Below are 22,115 nucleotides of genomic sequence, written 5' to 3'. Positions count from 1 at the left end.
CGATAAAATCACGAAAGATTTTGTTAAAAAACTAAATGAAGCGCCAGAACTTCAAAACAACTTTACGAGTTTTGATGCCACTTTCCCGCAATATTTAATCACGATGGATTATGATATGGCAGCGAAAAAAGGTGTTTCGGTGGACAATGCGATGTCAACTTTGCAAACGTTGTTGGGTTCTTATTACGCGACCAATTTTATCCGATTTAGTCAGATGTACAAAGTGATGGTTCAGGCGAGTCCAGACCAAAGGGATACACCGGAAAGTATTTTGCAATTGTTTGTTAAAAATGATTCGGGCGAAATGGTGCCGTTTTCAACCTTTATTAAAATTGAAAAAGTGTACGGTCCCGAAGTTTTAACGCGATACAATATGTATATGTCGGCGATGATTAACGGTGAACCTGCCAATGGTTATAGCTCTGGAGACGCTATTGCAGCCGTTGAAAGAATTGCGAAAGAAAGCCTGCCGAGAGGTTTCGATGTCGAATGGTCGGGAATGACGCGTGAAGAAATCTTATCAGGAAATCAGACTTTTTACATTTTTATCATCTGTTTGATTTTCGTGTACTTACTTCTGGCAGCGCAATACGAAAGTTTCTTGTTGCCGTTACCCGTTTTATTGAGTTTACCGACTGGGATTTTTGGTTCGTACATCGTTTTGATGGCGGTTGGTTTAGATAATAACATTTATGCCCAAGTTGCCCTCGTGATGTTGATTGGACTTTTAGCGAAAAATGCCATTTTGATTGTAGAATTCGCCATTCAAAGAAATAAGGAAGGTTACGACATTATTCCAGCAGCCATTGAAGGTGCTAAACAAAGACTCCGTCCTATTTTGATGACTTCTTTTGCGTTTATCGCAGGACTTATTCCGTTGGTAATCGCTTCTGGAGCAGGTGCCATTGGTAACCGTTCGATTGGTACAGCTGCGGCGGGAGGAATGTTTATCGGAACCGTTTTCGGATTGGTAATTATCCCAGGACTTTACATCTTTTTTGCAAAACTTGAACAAAGAAAAGAACGAAATGAACAACAAACTAAATAATTATTTTAAAATAGGAATCTTGTCACTTGTTGTGATGTCGTGCGCTACACCGCAAGTTGCCGAGATTAAAAAAGCAAAAGAAATTCCAACAAATACGATTTCTGAAACCGATGTTAAATTAGATTTGAATAAGCAAGTTGAGCTGAGAACTTATTTTAACGACCCCGAATTGTTGAATCTTTTTGATGAGGTGGTAAAAGCCAATCCAGATTTCCAAATTGCACAGCAACGCATAGAAATTGCGAACAGTTTTTTGCAACGTTCCAAAATGTCGTTTTTGCCGTCTTTAGAAGTTGGCGCTGTTGTAAGTGGCGACCATTACGGAAAATACACAATGGAAGGTGTCGGAAATTACGACACCAATTTGTCGGGGAACATCACCGAAGACCAAAAAGTCAACCGAAATGTAACGCCAAATTATTGGTTGGGTGCAAGAAGTTCTTGGGAAATCGATGCTTGGGGAAAACTTAAAAATCAAAAATTAGCCGCTCAGAAAAAGTATTTGGCTTCTGAAGAAGGTTTAAAATTAATTCAGGTTGAGTTATTTACAGAAATCGCCAACTTGTATTATCAATTGGTTTCGTTGGATACCAAGCTGGATATTTATCAAGAAAATTTCAAACTTCAACAACGCGCTTATGAAATTGTTTCGGCACAGCGTGAGGTAGGGAAGGCGACGGAATTGGCTGTTCAACAATTTCGAGCGCAAAACAACAATTGGCTTGCAGAGATTGAGCACATAAAAGCAGAAATTGTTTCTGTGGAACAAGCGATTACGACTTTAACAGGTCGTTATGGCGGCGAGGTTAAACGAAGCAAACAGCTTTTAGCAACCAATTTAACCTTGTTGAATAAGTCGATGGATGTCAATTCGATTATCCATTCCAGACCAGATGTTATTTCCAATTATTTTGTTTTGGAAGCTACGCAAGCAGATGCAAAGGCAGCTCGAGCAGCATTTTATCCAAAAATAGACTTGGGCGCAAGCCTTGGATTGAATTCATTTTCAATGGATAAGCTGTTTAATCCTGCTTCGTTGGCTGGTCAATTGTTGGGCGGTTTGATGGTTCCTATTTTTAATAAAGGACAATTGAAACACGATTTTAATGTCGCTAATAAAGAGCAAGAAATTGCTTTTATCACTTATCAGAAAAGTGTGACAACGGCTTATAACGAGTTGCAATCTATTTTAAAACAAACCGAAATTTTTCAGAAAGTTTTAAAACTAAAAAGCGATGAGGTTAAATTTTTGGATAACGCCATCGAGGTTTCCAACGATTTGTATCTCACAGGTTATGCCAATTATATGGAATTAATCAACTCGCAACGAAGCAAACTCAATGCGGAACTGAATTTATTAGAATTTCAGTTCCAGAATACAAGAAATAACGTTCTTCTTTTCAAAGCCCTTGGTGGAAAATTAGATCGTTAATATGTGATGTGGTGGAGGCTGTCCGAGAGGGCAGCCTTTTTTTGTTTCAGATGGTTTTGGAGAGTTTGTTCGGACTTAACTTACATCAATGTAGGAGCTGTTTTTTGTCCGTAATTTTGTTTAAGAAAAATAGAAGATATTATTAATCAATATTTTAGAGCAAATTGTTATGAGTACAAAAATTATAGAGCGCATCATTGCGCCACAAGGCACACATTTCGTAGGAGACGGATTTAGAGTTCACAATTTTATACCAAGTGTGCAAGGATTATCGATGGAACGTATGAGTCCTTTTATTATGTTAGATTACAATTCAAAATATGTTTTTCCACCAACCGAAAATTTAAAAGGCGTTGGCGAACATCCTCACAAAGGTTTTGAAACGGTGACAATTGCCTACAAAGGTCGTGTTGCACACAGAGACAGCAGCGGAGGTGGAGGCGTAATCGATGAAGGCGACGTGCAGTGGATGACGGCAGCTTCGGGTATTTTACATGAAGAGTTCCATGAAGAAAGTTTTAATAAAACGGGTGGCGAATTCCAAATGGTGCAATTGTGGGTAAATCTTCCAGCGAAAGACAAAAAATCAAATCCAAAATATCAAGCGATTGCCAATGTTGAAATGACGAAAGTTGAATTGCCTGATAATAGCGGTTTTGTTGAAGTTATTGCGGGAAGTTACAATGATAAAAAAGGTCCAGCTTTCACATTTACACCTGTTAATATGATGAATGCTAAATTGAATGCTGGTGGAAAAGCGCATTTTTCTTTCCCTGAAAATTACAATACTTTTTTGTTAGTCATTGAGGGCGAAGTAAAGGTAAATGGCGACGTTGTTAAAACTGATAATTTGGTTTTGTTTAAAAATCAAGGTTTGGATTTCCAAATTGAAGCGACTGAAAATGCTGTAGTTTTGGTGTTAAGTGGTGAACCAATCAACGAACCTATTTTTGCACACGGTCCATTTGTGATGAATACGAGAGAAGAAATTGTACAAGCTTTTGATGATTTTAGCCGAGGAAAGTTTGGTTCAATTAATGCTTAGTTTTTTAAACTTTAAATAAAAAATTAAAACACATCATATAAAATATGAAAGCAGCAATTTTGAATAAGCTTGGCGAAGCACCTGTTTATGGTGATTTTGAAACACCGAAAGCTTCAGACAGTCAACTTTTACTCAATGTTAAATCGGCTTCTGTTAAAAATTTGGATAAGGCGAGAGCTTCGGGAACGCATTATGCGAGTTACAGCAATTTGCCGACAACGATTGGTATAGACGGCGTAGGAATTTTGGAAGATGGACGACGTGTTTATGCGCAAGGTATCACCGGAATGTTGGCAGAACAAGCTTTGGTTGCGCCACATCAAATAACACTTTTGCCAGATAATCTAGATTTTGAAACGGCTTCTGCTTTGCCTAACGCTGTTATTGGTTCGGCAATGGCTTTGTTGTACCGTGCAAAAATTGAAGAAGGTCAAACGATTCTGATAAATGGTGCAACGGGCGTTACAGGAATGTTGGCGGTTCAGTTGGCTAAATATTATAAAGCTGGAAAAATTGTCGTTACTGGACGTAATGAAGCCATGTTGCAAAAGACCGTAGATTTTGGTGCTGACATCGTTGTTTCGTTAAATCAAGATGATGAGGCGATTGTTAAGCAATTGCAAAAGATTCATCAAGAGCATCATATTGACATTGTCATCGATTATCTTTGGGGAAAACCGATGGAACTTATTTTAAAATCGGTGAAAGGTTCTAGTGTGAGCCACGAAGCAAAACCTGTCAAAATTGTGACCGTTGGCGAAATGGCTGGTGCTAACATCAATCTAGGTTCTGGATTGTTGAGAAGTACGGATGTTGAGATTTTGGGTTCTGGTTTTGGAAGCCTTTCACCAAAGGATTTGGAAGATTTTCATAAAAATATACTTCCACAAATGTTTGAATTGGCTGCGGAAGGAAAATTAAAAATTGAAATCGATGTCGAACCGCTTTCGAACATTGAAAAGGCGTGGAATAAAGATGTTGAAGCTGGAAAACGCCTTGTTATTAAAATTGCTGATTAAATTATAAATCATTTTAACCTAAATATTATGAAACCAGAATTTGAAAATATTCCGTTAGTAAAAACGGATAAACAATACGAAATCGAAATTGATGGTGCTAAAGCATTCATCGTTTATAGAGAAAGTGATGCGACGATAACGCTGATTCACACAGAAGTTGAAGATGCTTTGCAAGGTCGAGGTGCAGCGACTGCTGTTATCGAAAAAACCTTGGCAGCTATTGAGGAAAGTGGTAAAAAGTTAAAACCGCTTTGTCCTTTGGTTGTTAAATATTTGAAGAATCATCCCGAGTGGAATAGAATTGTTGCTTAAATTTAAACAAAAAATATTATGTCAAATATAGGAATCATCATCCCAGAACGTGCTGCCGATATTGGAAATTTTATGGTGGGAAGACTTTTGCCTTTCATCGAGAAAAGGTCGGTTGGGCCATTTGTTTTTATCGACCACATGGGACCTGCGGAGCTTAAGGATTATCAAAATTTGGACGTCCCACCACATCCGCATATTGGATTGTCAACTTTAACTTATCTTTTTGAAGGTTCAATTTTTCATCGTGATAGCGTTGGTTCGGCGGTTGAGATTCAGCCAGGCGCGGTTAATTGGATGACGGCTGGCAAAGGTGTTGTGCATTCTGAGAGAACGCCAGAATATCTTCGTCACACGGACAAGAAACTTCATGGACTTCAAATTTGGGTGGCATTGCCAAAACATTTGGAAGATTCGGAACCTACTTTTCATCATATCGAAGCTAAAGATATCCCAGTTTGGGAAGAAGATGGTCTAAAAATAAAACTGATTGCTGGTAAGGCTTTTGGAAAAGAATCGCCTGTACCCGTGCATAGTCCGCTTTATTTTATTGAAATCATCAACGATTCTGATGAGTCTAAAACGGTAAATATTGGCGAGCATCTTTATGGAGAAAGCGCCCTTTATATTTTGGAAGGTCAAATTAAAAATGATGGAAATGCCTACGATCCAAAGCATATTTTGATTGCAAAAGATACCAAATTATGCTCTTTTGAAATGGCTGCACATACAACGGTTTATATTTTTGGTGGTGAAGCTTTTCCTGAAGAACGTTATATCCACTGGAATTTTGTGAGTTCGAGTAAAGACACAATCGAAAAAGCAAAACACGATTGGAAAGATCAGAAGTTTCCAAAAGTTCCGGGCGAGACGGAATTTGTTCCGTTGCCTGCGACTTCGCTTAAATAAGTTTTAAAAATAAAAGTAGAAAGCTGCTCCTTGTCGAGCAGCTTTTTTTGTTTCGAAGTTTTAGGGATAAGTAAACAAATATGTTACTGAGATAATTTTCTTGGAAAATTGTTCAAACCGACGTTCGTTTTCTTATTCCAAATTTTGACCTTTCAATCTATAATTGAAAAGATGTTGTGCTACTTCGGAGCACATCTTTGCTTGCAATTTTGGAGATTTTTTTTGGGGAGCTCCGTAGGAGCGACCTGTTAATTTCTGTAGCTTGTTGAACATTTCTTTTTTTGAAACAACTCTAAATCATAAATTTTTGATTGCGTTTTTTTCCGTATTTTCGAGATTCATCAAAAACTAAATGATAAAAAGATTTTTCCTGTTTTTAATTCCAATGCTTTTTAGCTGCCAAAGCGAAAAACAAATTTTAAAATATCCAGCAAATATCGGTGACATCGAATATGATGCTAAAACTGACAATCCGAACTTCAAGCTTTGTTTCCCGCAATACATATTTCAATATTTTAATGATGATAATGAGTTAGAAAAATTCAAAGGTGAAAAATTGCGATTAGATAAAATATTCTTTGATCAATATAAAAACCAAAACATCAAAAATCAATCTGGACTTATTAGGATTCGGTTTGTTGTCAATTGTAAAGGCGAGGCTGACCGATTTAGGCTTCTAGAGATGGATCAGAATTATAATCCTTTTACTTTTGATAAAAAAATATCTGAGCAATTGCTTTCTATCACGAAGAAAATTGAAGATTGGCATCCCAAAAGTATTGAAGGACATTCTGTGGATTATTATCAATATTTGATTTTTAAAATCGAAAATGGCAACCTAATCGAAATTCTACCTTAGTCATGACAAAGTATTTGTTTTTAATTCCGCTGCTATTTCTAGTTTGTAAAATCAATGCACAAGTCAATTGTGAAGCTTTCAAATACAATGGTGATACACTTCAATACAAAGCCTGCAAACTTGTAGAAAATATTGACGAAAAACATTATCAGTTCAGTCGAGAGTTTCAAGAAGCTTATGATAAAGCACTTGAGATTTGTCCCTATTTCGCTTATGCTTACAGAGAAAAATCAGTGGCTTACACAAAAAGTGGCGATTTTATCACTTGGAAAACTTTGATGGATAAAGCGGTTAAGTATGATGAAAAATCTAATTTGGGCTATCGAGGATGGATTAAATATCAGTTTTTCAAAGACTATAAAGGCGCCATTGAAGATTTTGAAAAGCTTGAAAGCTTGACAGATAACATTGGTTATTCGCAGAATGGAGATTATCATTTGACATTTGCTAAAGCTTTTTGTTATAGTGCTTTAGGTGATAAGAAAAAAGCAATTGCGATTATGGAAAAACAAATTTCAGAATCAAATTACAATGTTGGTTTTTACGATTATTATCAACTAGGCGTTACTTATTTTCAAATTAAAGATTTCAAAAATGCTAGGCTTGCATTTGAGAAACAATTGAAAGTGCGGGAATTAGCGGAAAATTATTTTTATCTGGCAAAACTTTCAAAATTAGAAGCCTTGCCACAGTCTTACGAATCCAATAAAAATCTTGCAATTGAGGCGTATAAAAACGGAAATTTTATGAAAGATGGATACACGCATCATTTTAACAAAGTCTATTCGGAGAGTATAGAAAGCTTGTAAATAAACCAAAAAATATCACTAAAATTGCAAATACGATTATGATTAAATGGGAAATATCAATTTTTTAAAAGATAAATATGAATTTCAGCTGAACAGAATGGCGGCGTTCAGCGATGGTGTTTTTGCGATTGCGATTACACTTTTAGTTTTAGAAATTCAGATTCCTGATATTGATAAAAAAGGCTTAACAGACAAGGATTTGCTTATTCAGTTTGGGCAACAACTTCCGACTTTAATTAGTTTCGTTGTCAGCTTTTTCGTGATTGGGCTTTACTGGATGGCACACCACAGATTGTTAAAGTACGTCACTTCTATCAATCATAAATTGGTTTGGAACAACTTATTATTCTTGTTTCCGATTGTGATAATGCCTTTTAGTACAAAGCTTTTTAGCCGTTTTTATTACTCCGAAACCTTAAGAATTCCGTTTGCTGTTTATGCTTTAACCATTTGTTTATGTGGTATTTTATCATTTAATCTTTGGAAAGTTATCACCAATCCAAAAAACAAATTAACGACACTAACTGACAAAAGAGTTATCGATTACAATTCGATGCGAATTTTAATTATTCCGATTAGTTTCGCCATTACATTTTTGTTGTCTTTTGTGACGGTTTGGGCGTATTTAATTCCACCGTTTATTCCATTAACCACAAGAATTGTTTCCCGTTACTATCTTAAAAAATATCCTTATTTAAAGGAAGTACAGGAGAGTTAATTTTTTAAAATAGCAATTTAAAATGTTTATTGTTAAATAAAAGCTAGTCCTATGAAGCGACTTATTATTTTAGTTTTTGTGTTGTGCTTTGCAAACGGATTCGGACAAGAATCGAAGAAGATTTTCACAAGTGATATTGATAATTTTTGGCTTGCCTACGACAATATTCAACAGGCTAAAACTTATAACGAAAAGTTGAACTTAATCAACGAATTCTATATTAAAAAGGCATCAAAAGGCCTTGTGGCTTTTATGAAAGCGCGAGATTACAATGACAGTCTTTATGTAAAATTAATTGATGATTATCCGAAGTTTTGGAATTCTATTAGACCAAATACTTTAGCAATTAAAGATAAAACAGACCAATTGAGTAATGCGGTTTCGAATCTTAAAAAGCTTTATCCTGAGCTGAAAGATGCCGAAATGTATTTTACGATTGGTGGATTACGTTCTGGAGGAACGGTTACGGATAATATGGTTTTGGTAGGCGCAGAAATTGCAACTGGAACACCCAATGTTGATGTGTCCGAGTTTCCTAATACGTGGTTAAAAAAGGTTTTCGAGAGGCAGACTTTGGATAATATCGTCTATCTTAATATTCATGAGTATATCCACACGCAACAAGTTGGTGGGAAAAGTCGATTGCTTAACCAAAGCATCAAAGAGGGAAGTTGTGATTTCATAGCAGAACTGGCTTTAGGAAAACCTATTCAGACACAGTATTTAGACTATGGCAGAAGTCATTTGCCAGAAATTAAAGAGGCGTTTAAAAAAGAAATGTTCTCCAATAATCTTTCGAATTGGCTTTATAATGGACAACAAAAAGAGAATGCTGATTTGGGATATTTTGTAGGTTATCAGATTTGCAAAGATTATTATGATGGCTTGACTGACAAGGCAAAGGCGATTAAAGATATTATTCGATTAAATTATTCTGACAACCACGCTGTTGAAGATTTTCTTTACAAGTCAAAGTTTTTTAACGAAAAAATTAACAAAGGAAAAATTATTGAAGATTATAAAAAGCAACAACCTTATGTTGTTGGATTTGAGCCTTTTAAAAATAATTCGAAGATTGTCGATTCAACGACAAAGGAGCTTAGAATTACTTTTTCTAAACCTATGAATCCTCATGCTTTCTCGATTAATTATACTAAAAAAGGACCAGATTATTACCCAATTACAAAGGTTAAAGGTTTTGAAAATGATGATAAAACCATGGTTTTAGTTTTAGATTTAAAAGCAAACAAAGACTACGAATTTGTCATCACCAACAATAGTTTTCGCTCGAAAGATGGCTATCCTTTAGCAAAAGAAGAATATCTAGTTAAGTTTAAAACCAATTAAACTTAACTAGCTATCTGTATAAAATTATTTCTCGAAAACCAAGTAATCATAGGCTTTCAGAACAAGTCTACTGCCATCCATTAAGGCTTGCGGAGCTTTTGTAAAGACATTTTGATACTGTCCTTCCAATTCTTTTCCTTGAATGTCAACTTCCAAATTTTCAGACGACATGTTTAACAAAACCACAACTTCGCGGTTGCCATTCTTGCGTTGATATGCAAGGACTTTGTCGTCGGCAGAAGTTCTGATCCAATAGGTTGTCACAGCAGGATCGCCGCCACGAAGCGCAGGGTTTTCTGATTTTAAACTTAATAAAGTTTTATAAAAATCATTGAGAAGATTATTGCCAGTCCACGGAATTGGATCTTTGTCAAAAAACGCTAAGCGTTTTGTTTTTAATGGTAATTCTTGTCCATTGTACAACAACGGCACGCCGTTCCAAGTTGCGGAAAATACTGCTAGAGCAGGAGCGAGGTCGCCATATTTTTCATATTCGGTGCCATTCCAAGAATTTTCATCGTGGTTTGTTGTAAACCAAGCACGCATCGAATTGTCGCCAATATTAGAATAATCTTGAAGCAAATTTTTAAGATCTTGCAGACTTATTTTGTTTTGGTAAAAGTCTAAAGTCTGATGCATCCACTTCCAAGAGTAGCTGGCGTCAAATACTTTTCCGTATACTGGTGCATCCAACTCATCGAATTCCCCCAACCAAAATAGAGGCTTTATTTTTTCGACTTCGGGACGCGCTTGTTGCCAAAAGTCAACTTCGACCCAACTTGCAAGGTCGCAACGGAAACCGTCGATGTTGGTTTCTTTTATCCAATATTTCATCGCATCTATCATCGCTTCTCGCATTTTCGGATTGCTGTAATCGAGTTCGATAATATCATCCATGCCTTCGGCAGTATGGAAGCTTCCGTCAGGGTTTTTGCGATAGAAGTCGGGATTGGTTTTAGTCCAAGTATGATCCCAGCCTGTGTGATTTGCCACCCAATCGATAATAACATTTAAACCTAAAGAATGCGCTGTATTAACTAGATCTTTGAAGTCTTGTAAAGTTCCGAATTCTCGATTAACGCTCGTGTAATCTTGCGCCGCATAAGGACTTCCCAGACTTCCTTTCTTGTCTTGCTGAGCAATTGGCGTAATTGGCATTAACCAAATTGTCTTAATGCCCATTGCCACAAGTCGGGAAAGATCTTTTTCAACAGCTTTGAAAGTGCCTTCTTCGGAATATTGTCTGGTATTAATCTCGTAAATGTTGGTCGTGTGTTTCCATTCTGTTGGTTGGTCCATTGGTGTAGAATTTTTAAGCGGATGATAGGTTTTGTATAATCAAAAATAAACAAAATAAAAAAGCCTGACTCAACATCAGGCTTATTTTAAAAATATTGTTAACGATTAATCTTCGTCATCTTCGAAGACATCATCATTATATCCTTCTTCTTCCTCTTCTTCGTCACCGAATTCATCTTCATCATCAAAGTCAGCGGATTTAAAATCATCTTCGAACCCAAAATCATCATCCATAAAAGGCATTGCTGATTTTTTTGATCCACCTCCAGAAGCGCCATTTTTGCTAGGTGCTTTCAAAGGTACGTTTCCAAATCTGTACACGGTGATAGGATAGTTAACAGCAGATTTTTCGTCAACGATATCAATCAATTCACAGAAAAATTCCCAAAGATCTAAGAATCCATATTGGAATCTCATTTTGTCTCCTTTTTGTGTGAATCCTTCGCTGATATACACGTCGGACATAATCTCACCATCACCCTCGTCGCTCATATCTTCCAATGGTACGGCTCTACCTTCGGACCACTCTTCATCAGAAAAATAAAAGCTGGAAAGTTCTTCACCTGCAAGGCTAAAAGCACTTTTGATACCTAAGTGCAAATTCCATAAGGTTTGTTTTTCCTTGATCTCGATGTCTCTAAAGATGCTTTCTTTTGCATCTAAAATAACTCTTATCTTGTAAACCATTTTTTTCTCTTCTAAAAACTACTTTTACATTTATTTTGCTGCAAATATATGACAATTGAAAAAGGATAAAAGCCAAAAAAACACTTTTTTTAATAAAATATTTTACTAAATTTTAGCCCTTCTCAGACCTCAAATTTTTGCATTTATTTCTGCCTTAAAACTAATATTTTTTTTGAAATTACAAAGAAGATTTTTCTAATCTAAATTTGAATTTTGTCCCACTTAGATAAACGCTTTCTACACCGATGTTTTGATGATGTGCCTCCAGAATATGTTTTACAATCGCAAGTCCCAGACCCGATCCTCCATCTTTACGATTACGACTGGTTTCGACGCGATAGAAGCGCTCAAAAATACGGTTAAGACTTTCTGGTTTTATTCCCATACCATTATCTTCCACGGTTATAGAAACATATTTTGCTTCTTCTTTGGTCGTTATCGCAATTCTGGCGCCTTCGCGGTTAGAATATTTAATCGCATTTGAAACCAAATTGGTGAAAACCTGCGAAATTTTGTTCTTGTCGGCATGCACCATTAATTTTTTCTGGGTGCTTTGCAGTTCGAGTTTCATTTGTTGTTTTTCGGCTTCCAAATCTAAGAGGTCAAAAACTTCTTCCACCAATTCATTAACATCAAAATTGGTCAGACTTAGCTCAATTTGTCCTGCTTCGAAACGGTTAATCATGTCCAAATCTTTAACAATATTAAGAAGACGATCAACGGAACTATCGATGCGCTGTAGATATTTGTCGCGGATGTTAAGATCCTCCACGCCGCCATCTAATAATGTCGATACATAGCCTTGGATAGAGAAAAGCGGTGTTTTGAGCTCGTGAGAAACATTGCCGATGTATTCTTTTCGGAAGTTTTCCATCTCCTTCATCATGTCCATTTCGAAATCGTTTTGCGTGCTCATAAGACTCACACGTTCACCAAATTCTTTAATGCTAAGATCTGGCTCATGATCCAAAATAAAATTATCAGGCAGTATTTTTTTGATTCTTCTAATCTGGGTCTTGCTATTATAATTAAATAAAAACTCGAGGATAAAGTAGTTAAGAATCAATACCAAACTTAAAGTAGATAAGATAAAAAGGTTGAAGTCCCTCGATTTGAAATAGTCGTCATCGGTTTTGCTTTGGAAGATCAAAACAACCAAACCAATTACTGCGACTAAGCTAAAGGAAGCAAGTGCCGAAACCCAATTTATTTTTAAAGTTTTATTCGGGGTAGAATACATGAGTTAAATTTATAAAAAAAGATTTTCCTTAGAAAATCTTAGAGTTTGTTTAAATGTAATTATTTAAATTTTGCAATAATACAGGAAAGCTTTTGCTAAAACCTAAACAACCAATTTATATCCAATTCCTTTTAGGGTTTGTATGCTGTTGATACCTAACTTTTCACGAAGACGACGGATGTGTACATCAATAGTACGTTCGCCCACGATAACGTCATTACCCCAAACTTTTTCAAGAATTTCTTCTCTTTTGAAAACTTTGTCCGTGTTAGACGCTAACAAAAATAAAAGGTCAAATTCTTTTTTAGGAAGTAAAAACTCTTCGTTAGCTTTTGTTACTTTGAAGTTGTCTTTATCAATGATTAAATCGCCAAGCTCGATGTAGTTGGTGTTTTCGTTAGCTTTTGCACCCAATTGAAGAAGCGCAGCAACTTTAGATACCAATACTTTTGGTTTAATAACTTTAATAATGTAATCGTTGGCACCAGCCTGGTAACCTGCAAGTTGAGAAAACTCTTCACTTCTTGCTGATAAGAAAACGATTAAAGTCTTTTGTAATTCTTTTATTTGACGCATTTCTTGACAAGTTTCGATGCCATCTTTCTCTGGCATCATCACGTCTAGAAGTATAAGGTCTGGGATTATTTCTTTTGCTTTGGAGATGCCTTCCTGCCCATTGGACGCGGTGTGGACTTGGTAACCTTCTTTTTCTAAATTGTACGATAACATTTCAAGAATGTCCTGTTCATCGTCAACCAAAAGGATTTTCTTACGATTCATTTTTAGATTTTATGTTTCTCAAAATTAATAAAAATTGAATTGAATTTTAAGTAGTTTACATAAAATTAATATCTATCCAATTATATCGCGTTATTATTAAATTGATGTTAATTTAAAATTAAAAAAGGAAAGTTAGTTTAAGAGCTTGTTTAAGTTTTATTGATAAAATTTTCACAGCTATTTTGAGATGAATTTTTTATTTCATATTTGAGGATTTAGCAGGCTAAATCAAAAATGAGAAGCAAAAAATTGGCTTAAAAGAGCATTAAAATGTAGCAAAGAAGATCTGAATAGTTTAAAAATATGTTTCGGTGAAATTTTTAAATAGGCTCTAAGAGTTTCTAAAGATAATCGCAGTAAGGATATAGCGAGATTTAGCTCTAAAAGTCTTAAATTTGCTGTCTCATTATACAATTTTATGGAAGAAGAAAAAAAATCACTTAACTTTTTAGAGCAAATTATTGAAGATGATTTGGCTAATGGTTTGGGAAAGGACAAGTTGAGATTCCGTTTTCCACCAGAGCCTAACGGTTATCTTCATATTGGTCATACAAAAGCTATTTGTATCAATTTTGGTCTTGGATTGCGTTATGGCGCACCAGTTAATTTAAGATTTGATGACACTAACCCAGAGAAAGAAGAGCAGGAATTCGTAGATTCTATTAGAGAAGATGTGAAGTGGCTTGGTTTTAACTGGGCAGAAGAGCGTTATGCTTCTGACTACTTCCAGCAATTGTATGATTGGGCTGTAACTTTGATCAAAGAAGGAAAGGCTTATGTTGATGAGCAACCGTCAGAAGATATTACAGCACAAAGAAAAACGCCTTTCGAAGATGGTGTAGAATCGCCTTATCGTAATCGTCCAGTTGAAGAAAGTCTTGATCTTTTCGAGCGTATGAAGAATGGCGAATTCGAAGAAGGTGCGATGAGTCTTCGTGCAAAAATCGATATGAATTCTCCTAACATGAACATGCGTGATCCTGTTATGTATCGTATTCTAAAACGTGCACATCATCGTACTGGAGATACTTGGAAGATTTATCCAATGTACGATTGGGCACACGGCGAAAGTGATTATTTAGAACAAGTTTCGCACTCGTTATGTTCTTTAGAATTTGAAAATCACCGTCCACTTTACGAATGGTATTTGGATCAAGTATATGATAATTCTAAAGTTGCACCAAAACAACGTGAGTTTGCACGTATGAATGTGTCATACATGATTACGTCAAAACGTAAATTACAAAGATTGGTTGCAGAAGGCGTAACAACGGGTTGGGACGATCCGAGAATGCCAACTATTTCTGGACTTCGTAGAAAAGGTTACACTGCTAACGCAATCCGTAACTTTATCGATAGAGTAGGCGTTGCAAAACGTGAAAACCTTATCGAAATTCAGTTATTAGAATTTTTCGTTAGAGAAGATCTTAACAAAGTAGCAACACGTGTCATGGCGGTTGTAGATCCTGTTAAATTGGTAATCGAAAACTATCCTGAAGATAAAGAAGAGTTTTTAGAAACTGAAAATAATCCTGAGGATGAAAATGCTGGAAGCCGCAAAGTGCCTTTCTCAAGAGAAATCTATATCGAGAGAGAAGACTTTATGGAAGAAGCACCGAAGAAATTCTTTAGATTAAGCCTTGGCAACGAAGTTCGTCTTAAAGCTGCTTACATCATCAAAGCAAATCGTGTTGAGAAAGATGCTGATGGCAACATCACAACAATCTATGCAACTTACGATGAAGATAGCCGTTCTGGAAGCGGAACTGAAGCGAGTCAAAGAAAAGTAAAAGGGACTTTACATTGGGTTTCTGCAAAACATGCGTTACCAATTAAAGTTAATATTTACGATAAGTTATTTACGGTTGAGCAACCTGACGCTGAGAAAGACGTTGATTTCCTTAACTTTGTAAATCCAGATTCTTTGAAGGTTCAAAATGGTTTTGGAGAGCCAAGTCTGAAAGATGCTACAACGGAAGATCATTTCCAATTCCAAAGAATCGGATATTTTATTAAAGATAAAACGTCAACCGATGGACAATTGGTATTCAACAGAACTGTAACACTTAAAGATAGTTACAAACCTCAATAATAGAGGATTCTACATACAAGAAAAGCTTCTCAATTGAGAAGCTTTTTTTATTTTTTAGAAGTATTAAATTTATTTTTTAATACCAACTTTTTGCCAAGTACTCATAATGTAAACTACGATAATACCAATAATCGAAGCTGCAATTGAGAAAACAAACTTAGCGTTCTCCTCGTCCAACATGTTATTGCTCCAATTGATTCCGTAGAGGTTAATACCAATAAAAACTACGAATAAGACTAAGAATATTTTATAAAACAGCTGCATAATATTTAATTTTAAAAATGTACGTAATTCTGAATAAGTTGTGCAAAGTTAGCAGTAAATAATTTAATAGAGATCGCTAAAAGGATAATTCCGAAAACTTTTTGTAAAATTTGTAGCGATCCTTCGCCCATTTTCTTTTCAATCCAAGGTGCAATTCTCAAAACGATGTATACCAAAATCGTATTAAGGATAATTCCTAAAATAATATTAATCTCGTGAAACTCTGCTTTTAGAGAAAGTGTTGTCGTCAATGTTCCTGCACCAGCAACCAAAGGAAAAGCGATAGGTACAATAGATGCGGCGTTGGCTTGCGACGATTTTTGGATTTCGATGCCCAAGATCATTTCAAGAGCGATAATAAAGATGACAAATGCACCAGCAATCGCAAATGAGTTAAGGTCAACACCAATAAATCTTAGAATCTCTTTTCCAATGAACAAAAACGCAATCATGATAAGTCCAGCTACAATCGCTGCTTTTTCGGCTTCAATCTTACCGAATTTTTGGCGAAGCGATACAATAATCGGTACAGATCCAATAATGTCGATTACCGCAAACAAAACCATGAAACACGTAAAGGTTTCTTTCCAAGAGATGTGTTCAAAAAAATTCACAGATGTATTAATTTAATTTTTCGCAAAATTATGAAATATTTTTGTTTAATGTTCAATTGCTGAAAAAACCTCTTTACTTTGGGTTAATATATTTTCTAAAACTTCTGGATTTGCAATCGGAGAATATTTTTCTGTATTAATCGTGTCCTTTATTAAAGCGTATTTTTGATAAAAATTACTATTGCTTTCTTTTAAATATTGTTCAAATGTTTTGCCGAATTTTTGTGTCGATTTAACATTAATTTCATTTTCGAGGTTTGAAAACTCACTAAAGAATTCCGAATATTTTTTCTGAATTAATAGATTTTGCAGATAAGCGAAATGACTGCCAAGGTTTAGACTTGCTGTATTTCGGATAATCGTTTCCGTTTCTTCGATGGTTGTAATTTTTGGACGGGCTTTTATTTGCTCCTCTTTAATGATGCTTGCTAATTTTTTCTTTTGGTAACGATTTCTAAGCAAGTAGATAACCATTCCCATCGCACCAAGCAAAGCCAGATTGCCAAAAATAATCTGCCAATTCATGCTTTTGTTTTCAGATAACTTTAAACCTTCGGTTTGCAAAACAGGCGTATTAACTTTATCCAAAACAGTATTGGTATATTCATTAACACGTTGCATAGTTGATTTGGCATCTTCGATTTCTGTTGAAGTCATTGCACGAAGCACAATTGACTTCTCTCCAAGATCTTTATAAAGCTTGTTCTCTGGATTAAAGAAAGCCATTTTTTCTGTCTTAATAGAGATGTTACCAGCTTTTTTAGGAACAATTACGTAGTGTGCTTCTATGTCGCCAACGATGCCGTCTTTTTCTACTTTTAGATTTTTAACCAATTTTGGTGGGAAAACATCATATTCGTCTGTCGAAATAATTTTCGGCATTTTTTGAGCTGATAGATTTCCGCGACCAACCAATTTAACAACAATATCTAGAGGCTTATTGATCTCGATAGGTTGTGGAATGCTTTCAACATTGGTCATATCGACACTAAAGTTTCCAACAAAATTATTGAAATCTTCGGGCGCACCAGCAGGAAGACGTTTTACGGAAACATTTGTTTTATTAGAAACCAATCGTACTGCACCATGTTCTACCATATCTGCGGTAAAAGCTGGGATTTCTACCGAGCCTTCTTCTTTCGGGAAAATAATAAACATTCCGATAACCTGCGACAACATGCCCGATCTAGAATCTTGCTCGATATCCGAACGTTGCATGCTGATAGGTTGCACAAGGATATTTCCAGTTTTTGGAGGTTGGATGTTTTTAACTTTTCTAAAATTATCAACATCTCTTGTAATCACGGATAAAGTCGCAACAACAGCTTGGTTTTTATAAACCTCGCGATCATCAAGTTTTACGTTGAGGTATGTTTGATTGTTGTGGCTTGCTAGATTTCTTGTGTTGTCAGGGACACGTTTTGAAACGTCGCGCACCATAATGTCGAATGGCTCAGATTTGTACATTTTGCCATTAACTTTTACAAGCGCCGAACCAATTTTTAGGGAACCTGTTTGTCTTGGTTGTAATAAAACTTGATAAACAACTTGGTTAATTCTAATTTTCCTAACAGGATCTATGATTGTATTTCTATCTGAAGAATAATCCAACATTTCAAATTTTTGAAAATCTGGAAATTTCACAGGTGATTCTTGTTCTAAATCTTCACCACTGATTTCAACAACTATGGTAAGGTTAATAATATCATTAGTAGTAGCTTCTTTAACGTTGGTTTCGGACGAAATATAGACTTGACCATAACAACTTATGGTCGAGATTATACTAAAAATGAACGAAAACCAAATATGCTTCATTACCAATCTTTCTCGTTGGACTGTGGGATAGAATTGGCATTTTTATTAAGAATTCGTCGTGCCGTTTCTTTCTCTCTGTCCTGTACTTTATTTAAAATAGCGTTTTCAATATCTTTCGGGATTTTGTTGCCTCCTTCTTTTGGTTGTTGCGTTGACTGTTTGTCATCAGAGCCTTCACCATTTTCTTGCTTGTCTTTGGAGTCTCCATTTGGCTGATCGCCTTTTTGGTCACCTTTGTTATCTTGCCCGCCTTGTTTGTTTTTATCTTTTTGATCAGCGCCTTTGTTATCTTGCTTTTGATCTTTTTTGTTGTCTTTTTCCTTTTCTTTCAGCTTAGCTATTTCGTAGTTTTTACGAATGCTTTCGTTGTAAGGATCATTTTTTAAAGCTTTTTTATACATGTTGGCTGCGTCTTCCATTTTTTGAGTTTGCATCATGGCATTTCCCAAATTGTATTGTGCAGCTGCTTTATCGTTTTTATTTTTTGCGTATTGTTCCGCTTTTTGGAATTCTGCTTTTGCTTCATCATACATTTTCTTTTTGTACAATGCATTGCCAAGGTTATAATGTGCGTCAAAAGTTTTGTCGTCCAGTTTAGCGGCCTCCAAGAATTTGGAAGAAGAAGCGTCATAATTTTTCTTGTCGAATTGTCTATTGCCTTCATATACAAGAGTTTTGTAAGCTTCTTGAGCCAAAGCAAATTGACCAAGAATTACAAAAAACAATAGACTGAGAATCAACTTCATATTCATACCTGCAAAATTATTTCTTTAATTGTTAAAAACCCATTCCTAAAACGTTAAAAATGGGTTAAATATCCCAAGAAATAAGAGATTTTGGGAGAATTGTTAGTTTGCTATTTAGACTAATTCTATCTAAGTATGAAAATGTTGATTTTAAATGTTTAAATCTCGTTTTGGATTAAAGATATAAATGATTAAAAATAGAACGATAGAAATTGCCAAAAAGTATTGGTAATAATGTTCTGCTGATTGAGAATTAATATAAGACGTGTTCGCGTTGGTTGTCTTTTTGAGAACTTCGGTCAAAGTGTTAATTGCGGGATCCAGCTCGTTGCCGTCGATGTAGACGCCATCGGTGCTAGAAGCAATATTTTTCAATGATTTAGGCTCCAATTTTGTCATTACAGTTTCGCCATTTCTATTGGTTTTATAACCCATAAGCTGACCATAATAATATTCGGGAACGGGTGCGCCTTGTTCGCCACCAATACCAATTGTGGTAACGCTAATGCCTTCTTGGTTTGCTAATTTAATTGCTGCAGATTCGTTTTCTTCGTTGTTTTCGCCATCACTGATTAAGACAACTTTTCGAGCGCCTTTTGGTATAGATTTGAATTTTTTAACAGCCATTTGCATCGCACGTAAAAAGTCTGTTCCTTGCGTTTGCACAACACTGGTTTCGATACCTGTTATATAAGATTGCGCCGCATTATAATCGGTTGTTAATGGCATAACCGAATTGGCTTCACCAGCAAAAACGATGATGCCCACACGATCATTATTCATCTTCTGAAAACTATTAATGATAATGTCTTTGGCTTGTTGTAGACGACTTGGTTGGATGTCTTGCGCATTCATCGAGTTAGAAACGTCTAGCAAAAAAATGACATTGTTCATTTTTTGTTGCGTTTTTATTTCTTGTTTGCCTCCCAAAAGGTCAATCATGGCAAAAATTAAAAACAGTATTGCAAAGAAAAATAAACTCGGAAATATCTTCGAAAACGAACTTGATTTTGCAAACAACTGATCTCGAAATTGAGCGTCTGCAAAGGCTTCACGCTTCTTTTTTTTCCATCTTATAAAGCTAAACAGCAACAATCCAATTACGGGAAGCAAAAGGAAAAGTAGGATGTACCAATAATTATCTAAATAAAAATCCATGGGTCTAGCTCAATATTTTATATACAAACCATCTTAAGAATATGTCGAACAACAAAATTGCCAAGGCAATCCAAAGGAATGTGCGGAAATATTCTTGATATTGATATAGTTTTGATGTTTTAATATCTGATTTTTCGAAGCTGTTAATATCATCGTAAATTTCTTGCAAACTGTCATTAGAAGTAGCTCGGAAGTATTTTCCACCTGTTCTGTTGGCAATTTCTTTTAAAAGATTTTCGTCCAAATCCGTTTCTTTTTCGGTAAAAACGATTTCACCAAAAATATCAGTTGCTGTTGGGAAAAGTGCATAACCACGACTTCCAATACCAATCGTGTAAACTTTAATACCGTTGTTTTTTGCAAGTTCTGCGGCAATTTCTGGAGGTGTCGCGTTGGTAACATTATTTTCACCATCCGTCATCAAAATAATGATTTTACTTTTTGCTTTAGATTCTTTCAAATGGTTAACGGCAACAACAAGACCTTCGCCAATAGCAGTTCCTGGCTGTAGTTCGGTTGGGCTAAGTTCTGATATTTCGTCAGTAACCACTTGGTGGTCAGTTGTTAGAGGAACTTTGGTGTAAGCTTCTCCAGAATAGGCAACCAATCCGATTCGATCATTTGGACGCTGGTTAACGAAGTTTTTAGCAATCTTTTTTAAAGCTTCAAGACGATCAGGGTCAAGGTCTTTTGCTAACATACTTAGCGATACATCCACGGTTAGCATAATGTCAAGACCTTTGGTCTCATCGCGGTCATCCGTTATTGTGAAAGTCCTTGGACGCGCCATTGCAATAATTAAAGCTGACAAAATAAGACATTTTGAAAATCTTAAAAATGCCATTACCAATCCCAAACCGCCAGCTGGACGCATTGCTTGGGTTGTTGGTACTTTAATACCTTTTGGTTTTTTTCGAGCTAAATCTAAAATGATCAAAGGCACGAAAACCAAAAATAGCAGCAACAGCCAAGGGCTATAAAATTCAAAATTGAAATTCATTATTCTAAAGTCGTTCGCGCATTTAGTTCATAGTTCTTATTTGCTCAGCTTCCACATCTTTGGTAGAGCGTTGTACCATAGCTTTGATGTCGTTAAAGTCGTTTTCCATCATCTCGCTGGTTGGGATTGTTTTCGCAAACTTTACCAAATCTCCGCGTTGGAAAATTTCTTCAATGACGTTTTCATTTTGCTCCGAAATAATATTGCTTCCTTTCATATAATCAATAAGGTCATCGGTTAACAAAACATTAGCTGGCATTTTATATTGTTTCGTTAAAAACTCTCGTGTAATATCAATCAGCTCAACATAAAACATTCTGTAATCCCCGTTTTGGATGTAGTTTTTCTTTTTGAGACGTTCCAAATCTTTGAGTGTTTGGTTGGTCAAAACTTTTGGGCTGCCTTTTACTTTTCGTCCGTATTTGATGTAATAAACGATTAGGAAAATAATACCGATAATCGCTAAGCCTACTAGAATGTAGAATTTGTAAAGCTCCCAATAATCTTTAATATCGAGATTAACCTGCTTATTTTTCATAATGTCGTTGATGACATCATCTTTTTTTGCAGTGTTAATAACTTCGACTTCATACGGAATTGTCTTCTGGATTTGGTCGCCGATTTTGATATCTAAAGCTGGGATTTTGAAAGTTCCTTCTTCGAAAACTTGGAATTTTACAACACGAAAATATTCGTTTTGTTGTTTAGAAATGCTGTCACTAACCACTTCAAAATGAAAAGGAAGCAATTCGTTTTTTGGAGATGCTACAACATCTTTTCCTTGGAGATTATCGATTTTTAGCTTGTATTCGCCAACTTCTCCCAAAGCCAAAGTCGTATTGCTAAGATTGGAAGAAAGCGTTTGTCCAAATAAAATTTGACTTAAAAAAACTAAAATCGCGATATATGAAAACTTGAAATATTT

Annotated in this window: 22 protein-coding genes; 11 read left to right on the top strand and 11 right to left on the bottom strand. The window is 35.6% G+C overall.

Features of this window, described 5'->3' with window-relative positions:
- From Q1V95_RS11765 to Q1V95_RS11720, 10 genes are all read left to right on the top strand, one after another.
- On the top strand, positions 1–1,048 hold a 1,048-nt coding region (locus Q1V95_RS11765; RefSeq protein WP_300674145.1), incomplete at its 5' end, for an efflux RND transporter permease subunit.
- The gene (locus tag Q1V95_RS11760) at positions 1,029–2,480 is read left to right on the top strand and encodes an efflux transporter outer membrane subunit (protein ID WP_300674142.1); all 1,452 of its coding nucleotides are present in this window, start codon (positions 1,029–1,031) and stop codon (positions 2,478–2,480) included. The genes Q1V95_RS11765 and Q1V95_RS11760, both read left to right, overlap by 20 nt.
- Before the next feature lie 169 nt (positions 2,481–2,649).
- Positions 2,650–3,525 (top strand): pirin family protein, encoded by an 876-nt coding sequence (locus Q1V95_RS11755; RefSeq protein ID WP_300674139.1) that lies wholly within the window; start codon positions 2,650–2,652, stop codon positions 3,523–3,525.
- Between the two features lie 44 nt (positions 3,526–3,569).
- On the top strand, positions 3,570–4,544 hold the full coding sequence (locus Q1V95_RS11750; protein ID WP_300674136.1) for a zinc-binding alcohol dehydrogenase family protein: 975 nt from the start codon (positions 3,570–3,572) through the stop codon (positions 4,542–4,544).
- Positions 4,545–4,571: 27 nt separating this feature from the next.
- Complete coding sequence (locus Q1V95_RS11745) at positions 4,572–4,856, top strand: GNAT family N-acetyltransferase (RefSeq protein ID WP_300674134.1); 285 nt, start codon at positions 4,572–4,574, stop codon at positions 4,854–4,856.
- Between the two features lie 18 nt (positions 4,857–4,874).
- Complete coding sequence (locus Q1V95_RS11740) at positions 4,875–5,762, top strand: pirin family protein (RefSeq protein ID WP_300674132.1); 888 nt, start codon at positions 4,875–4,877, stop codon at positions 5,760–5,762.
- A gap of 352 nt (positions 5,763–6,114) precedes the next feature.
- Positions 6,115–6,621: a hypothetical protein gene (locus Q1V95_RS11735; RefSeq protein WP_300674130.1), complete on the top strand. Its 507-nt coding sequence runs from the start codon at positions 6,115–6,117 to the stop codon at positions 6,619–6,621.
- Between the two features lie 2 nt (positions 6,622–6,623).
- Complete coding sequence (locus tag Q1V95_RS11730; RefSeq protein WP_300674128.1) at positions 6,624–7,430, top strand: hypothetical protein; 807 nt, start codon at positions 6,624–6,626, stop codon at positions 7,428–7,430.
- Positions 7,431–7,476: 46 nt separating this feature from the next.
- On the top strand, positions 7,477–8,148 hold the full coding sequence (locus Q1V95_RS11725) for a TMEM175 family protein (RefSeq protein WP_300674126.1): 672 nt from the start codon (positions 7,477–7,479) through the stop codon (positions 8,146–8,148).
- A 51-nt stretch (positions 8,149–8,199) separates the two neighbouring features.
- Positions 8,200–9,495, top strand: a complete 1,296-nt coding sequence (locus tag Q1V95_RS11720) for an Ig-like domain-containing protein (RefSeq protein ID WP_300674123.1) — start codon at positions 8,200–8,202, stop codon at positions 9,493–9,495.
- 24 nt (positions 9,496–9,519) lie between these two features.
- On the opposite strand, the gene Q1V95_RS11715 is transcribed toward Q1V95_RS11720, so the two are convergent.
- The 4 genes from Q1V95_RS11715 to Q1V95_RS11700 form a co-directional block, all read right to left on the bottom strand.
- Positions 9,520–10,794 carry an alpha-amylase family glycosyl hydrolase gene (locus Q1V95_RS11715; RefSeq protein ID WP_300674121.1) on the bottom strand — a complete coding sequence of 425 codons (1,275 nt, stop codon included), beginning with the start codon at positions 10,792–10,794 and terminating at the stop codon, positions 9,520–9,522.
- Between the two features lie 105 nt (positions 10,795–10,899).
- The gene (locus Q1V95_RS11710; protein ID WP_300674119.1) at positions 10,900–11,481 is read right to left on the bottom strand and encodes a hypothetical protein; all 582 of its coding nucleotides are present in this window, start codon (positions 11,479–11,481) and stop codon (positions 10,900–10,902) included.
- A gap of 178 nt (positions 11,482–11,659) precedes the next feature.
- On the bottom strand, positions 11,660–12,721 hold the full coding sequence (locus Q1V95_RS11705; RefSeq protein WP_300674117.1) for an ATP-binding protein: 1,062 nt from the start codon (positions 12,719–12,721) through the stop codon (positions 11,660–11,662).
- 102 nt (positions 12,722–12,823) lie between these two features.
- Positions 12,824–13,501 carry a response regulator transcription factor gene (locus Q1V95_RS11700; protein ID WP_300674115.1) on the bottom strand — a complete coding sequence of 226 codons (678 nt, stop codon included), beginning with the start codon at positions 13,499–13,501 and terminating at the stop codon, positions 12,824–12,826.
- 418 nt (positions 13,502–13,919) lie between these two features.
- Between Q1V95_RS11700 and Q1V95_RS11695 the strand changes: the two genes are divergently transcribed.
- Positions 13,920–15,593: a glutamine--tRNA ligase/YqeY domain fusion protein gene (locus Q1V95_RS11695; RefSeq protein WP_300674112.1), complete on the top strand. Its 1,674-nt coding sequence runs from the start codon at positions 13,920–13,922 to the stop codon at positions 15,591–15,593.
- A 69-nt stretch (positions 15,594–15,662) separates the two neighbouring features.
- Here Q1V95_RS11695 and Q1V95_RS11690 read toward each other — a convergent pair whose 3' ends face one another.
- The 7 genes from Q1V95_RS11690 to Q1V95_RS11660 all read right to left on the bottom strand — a co-directional run bounded on the left by Q1V95_RS11690 (position 15,663) and on the right by Q1V95_RS11660 (position 22,094).
- Positions 15,663–15,857: a hypothetical protein gene (locus Q1V95_RS11690; protein WP_300674109.1), complete on the bottom strand. Its 195-nt coding sequence runs from the start codon at positions 15,855–15,857 to the stop codon at positions 15,663–15,665.
- Positions 15,858–15,868: 11 nt separating this feature from the next.
- The gene (locus tag Q1V95_RS11685) at positions 15,869–16,471 is read right to left on the bottom strand and encodes a MarC family protein (protein ID WP_300674107.1); all 603 of its coding nucleotides are present in this window, start codon (positions 16,469–16,471) and stop codon (positions 15,869–15,871) included.
- A gap of 45 nt (positions 16,472–16,516) precedes the next feature.
- A complete protein-coding gene (locus Q1V95_RS11680) occupies positions 16,517–18,286 on the bottom strand; it encodes a BatD family protein (protein ID WP_300674105.1) in 1,770 nt (589 codons plus the stop codon).
- Positions 18,286–19,032: a tetratricopeptide repeat protein gene (locus tag Q1V95_RS11675; RefSeq protein WP_300674102.1), complete on the bottom strand. Its 747-nt coding sequence runs from the start codon at positions 19,030–19,032 to the stop codon at positions 18,286–18,288. Before Q1V95_RS11675 ends, Q1V95_RS11680 begins: the two co-directional genes overlap by 1 nt.
- A 150-nt stretch (positions 19,033–19,182) precedes the next feature.
- On the bottom strand, positions 19,183–20,190 hold the full coding sequence (locus tag Q1V95_RS11670) for a VWA domain-containing protein (RefSeq protein ID WP_300674100.1): 1,008 nt from the start codon (positions 20,188–20,190) through the stop codon (positions 19,183–19,185).
- A 4-nt stretch (positions 20,191–20,194) separates the two neighbouring features.
- Complete coding sequence (locus tag Q1V95_RS11665) at positions 20,195–21,190, bottom strand: VWA domain-containing protein (protein ID WP_300674098.1); 996 nt, start codon at positions 21,188–21,190, stop codon at positions 20,195–20,197.
- 22 nt (positions 21,191–21,212) lie between these two features.
- Positions 21,213–22,094, bottom strand: a complete 882-nt coding sequence (locus tag Q1V95_RS11660; protein WP_300674147.1) for a BatD family protein — start codon at positions 22,092–22,094, stop codon at positions 21,213–21,215.
- Positions 22,095–22,115 lie beyond the last annotated feature (21 nt).

It is taken from the genome of Soonwooa sp., from assembly GCF_030151385.1.
Classification (GTDB): Bacteria; Bacteroidota; Bacteroidia; order Flavobacteriales; family Weeksellaceae; genus Soonwooa.
Note: the sequence above shows the minus strand (reverse complement) of the source record. Positions and strands in the feature narration are given on the sequence as shown.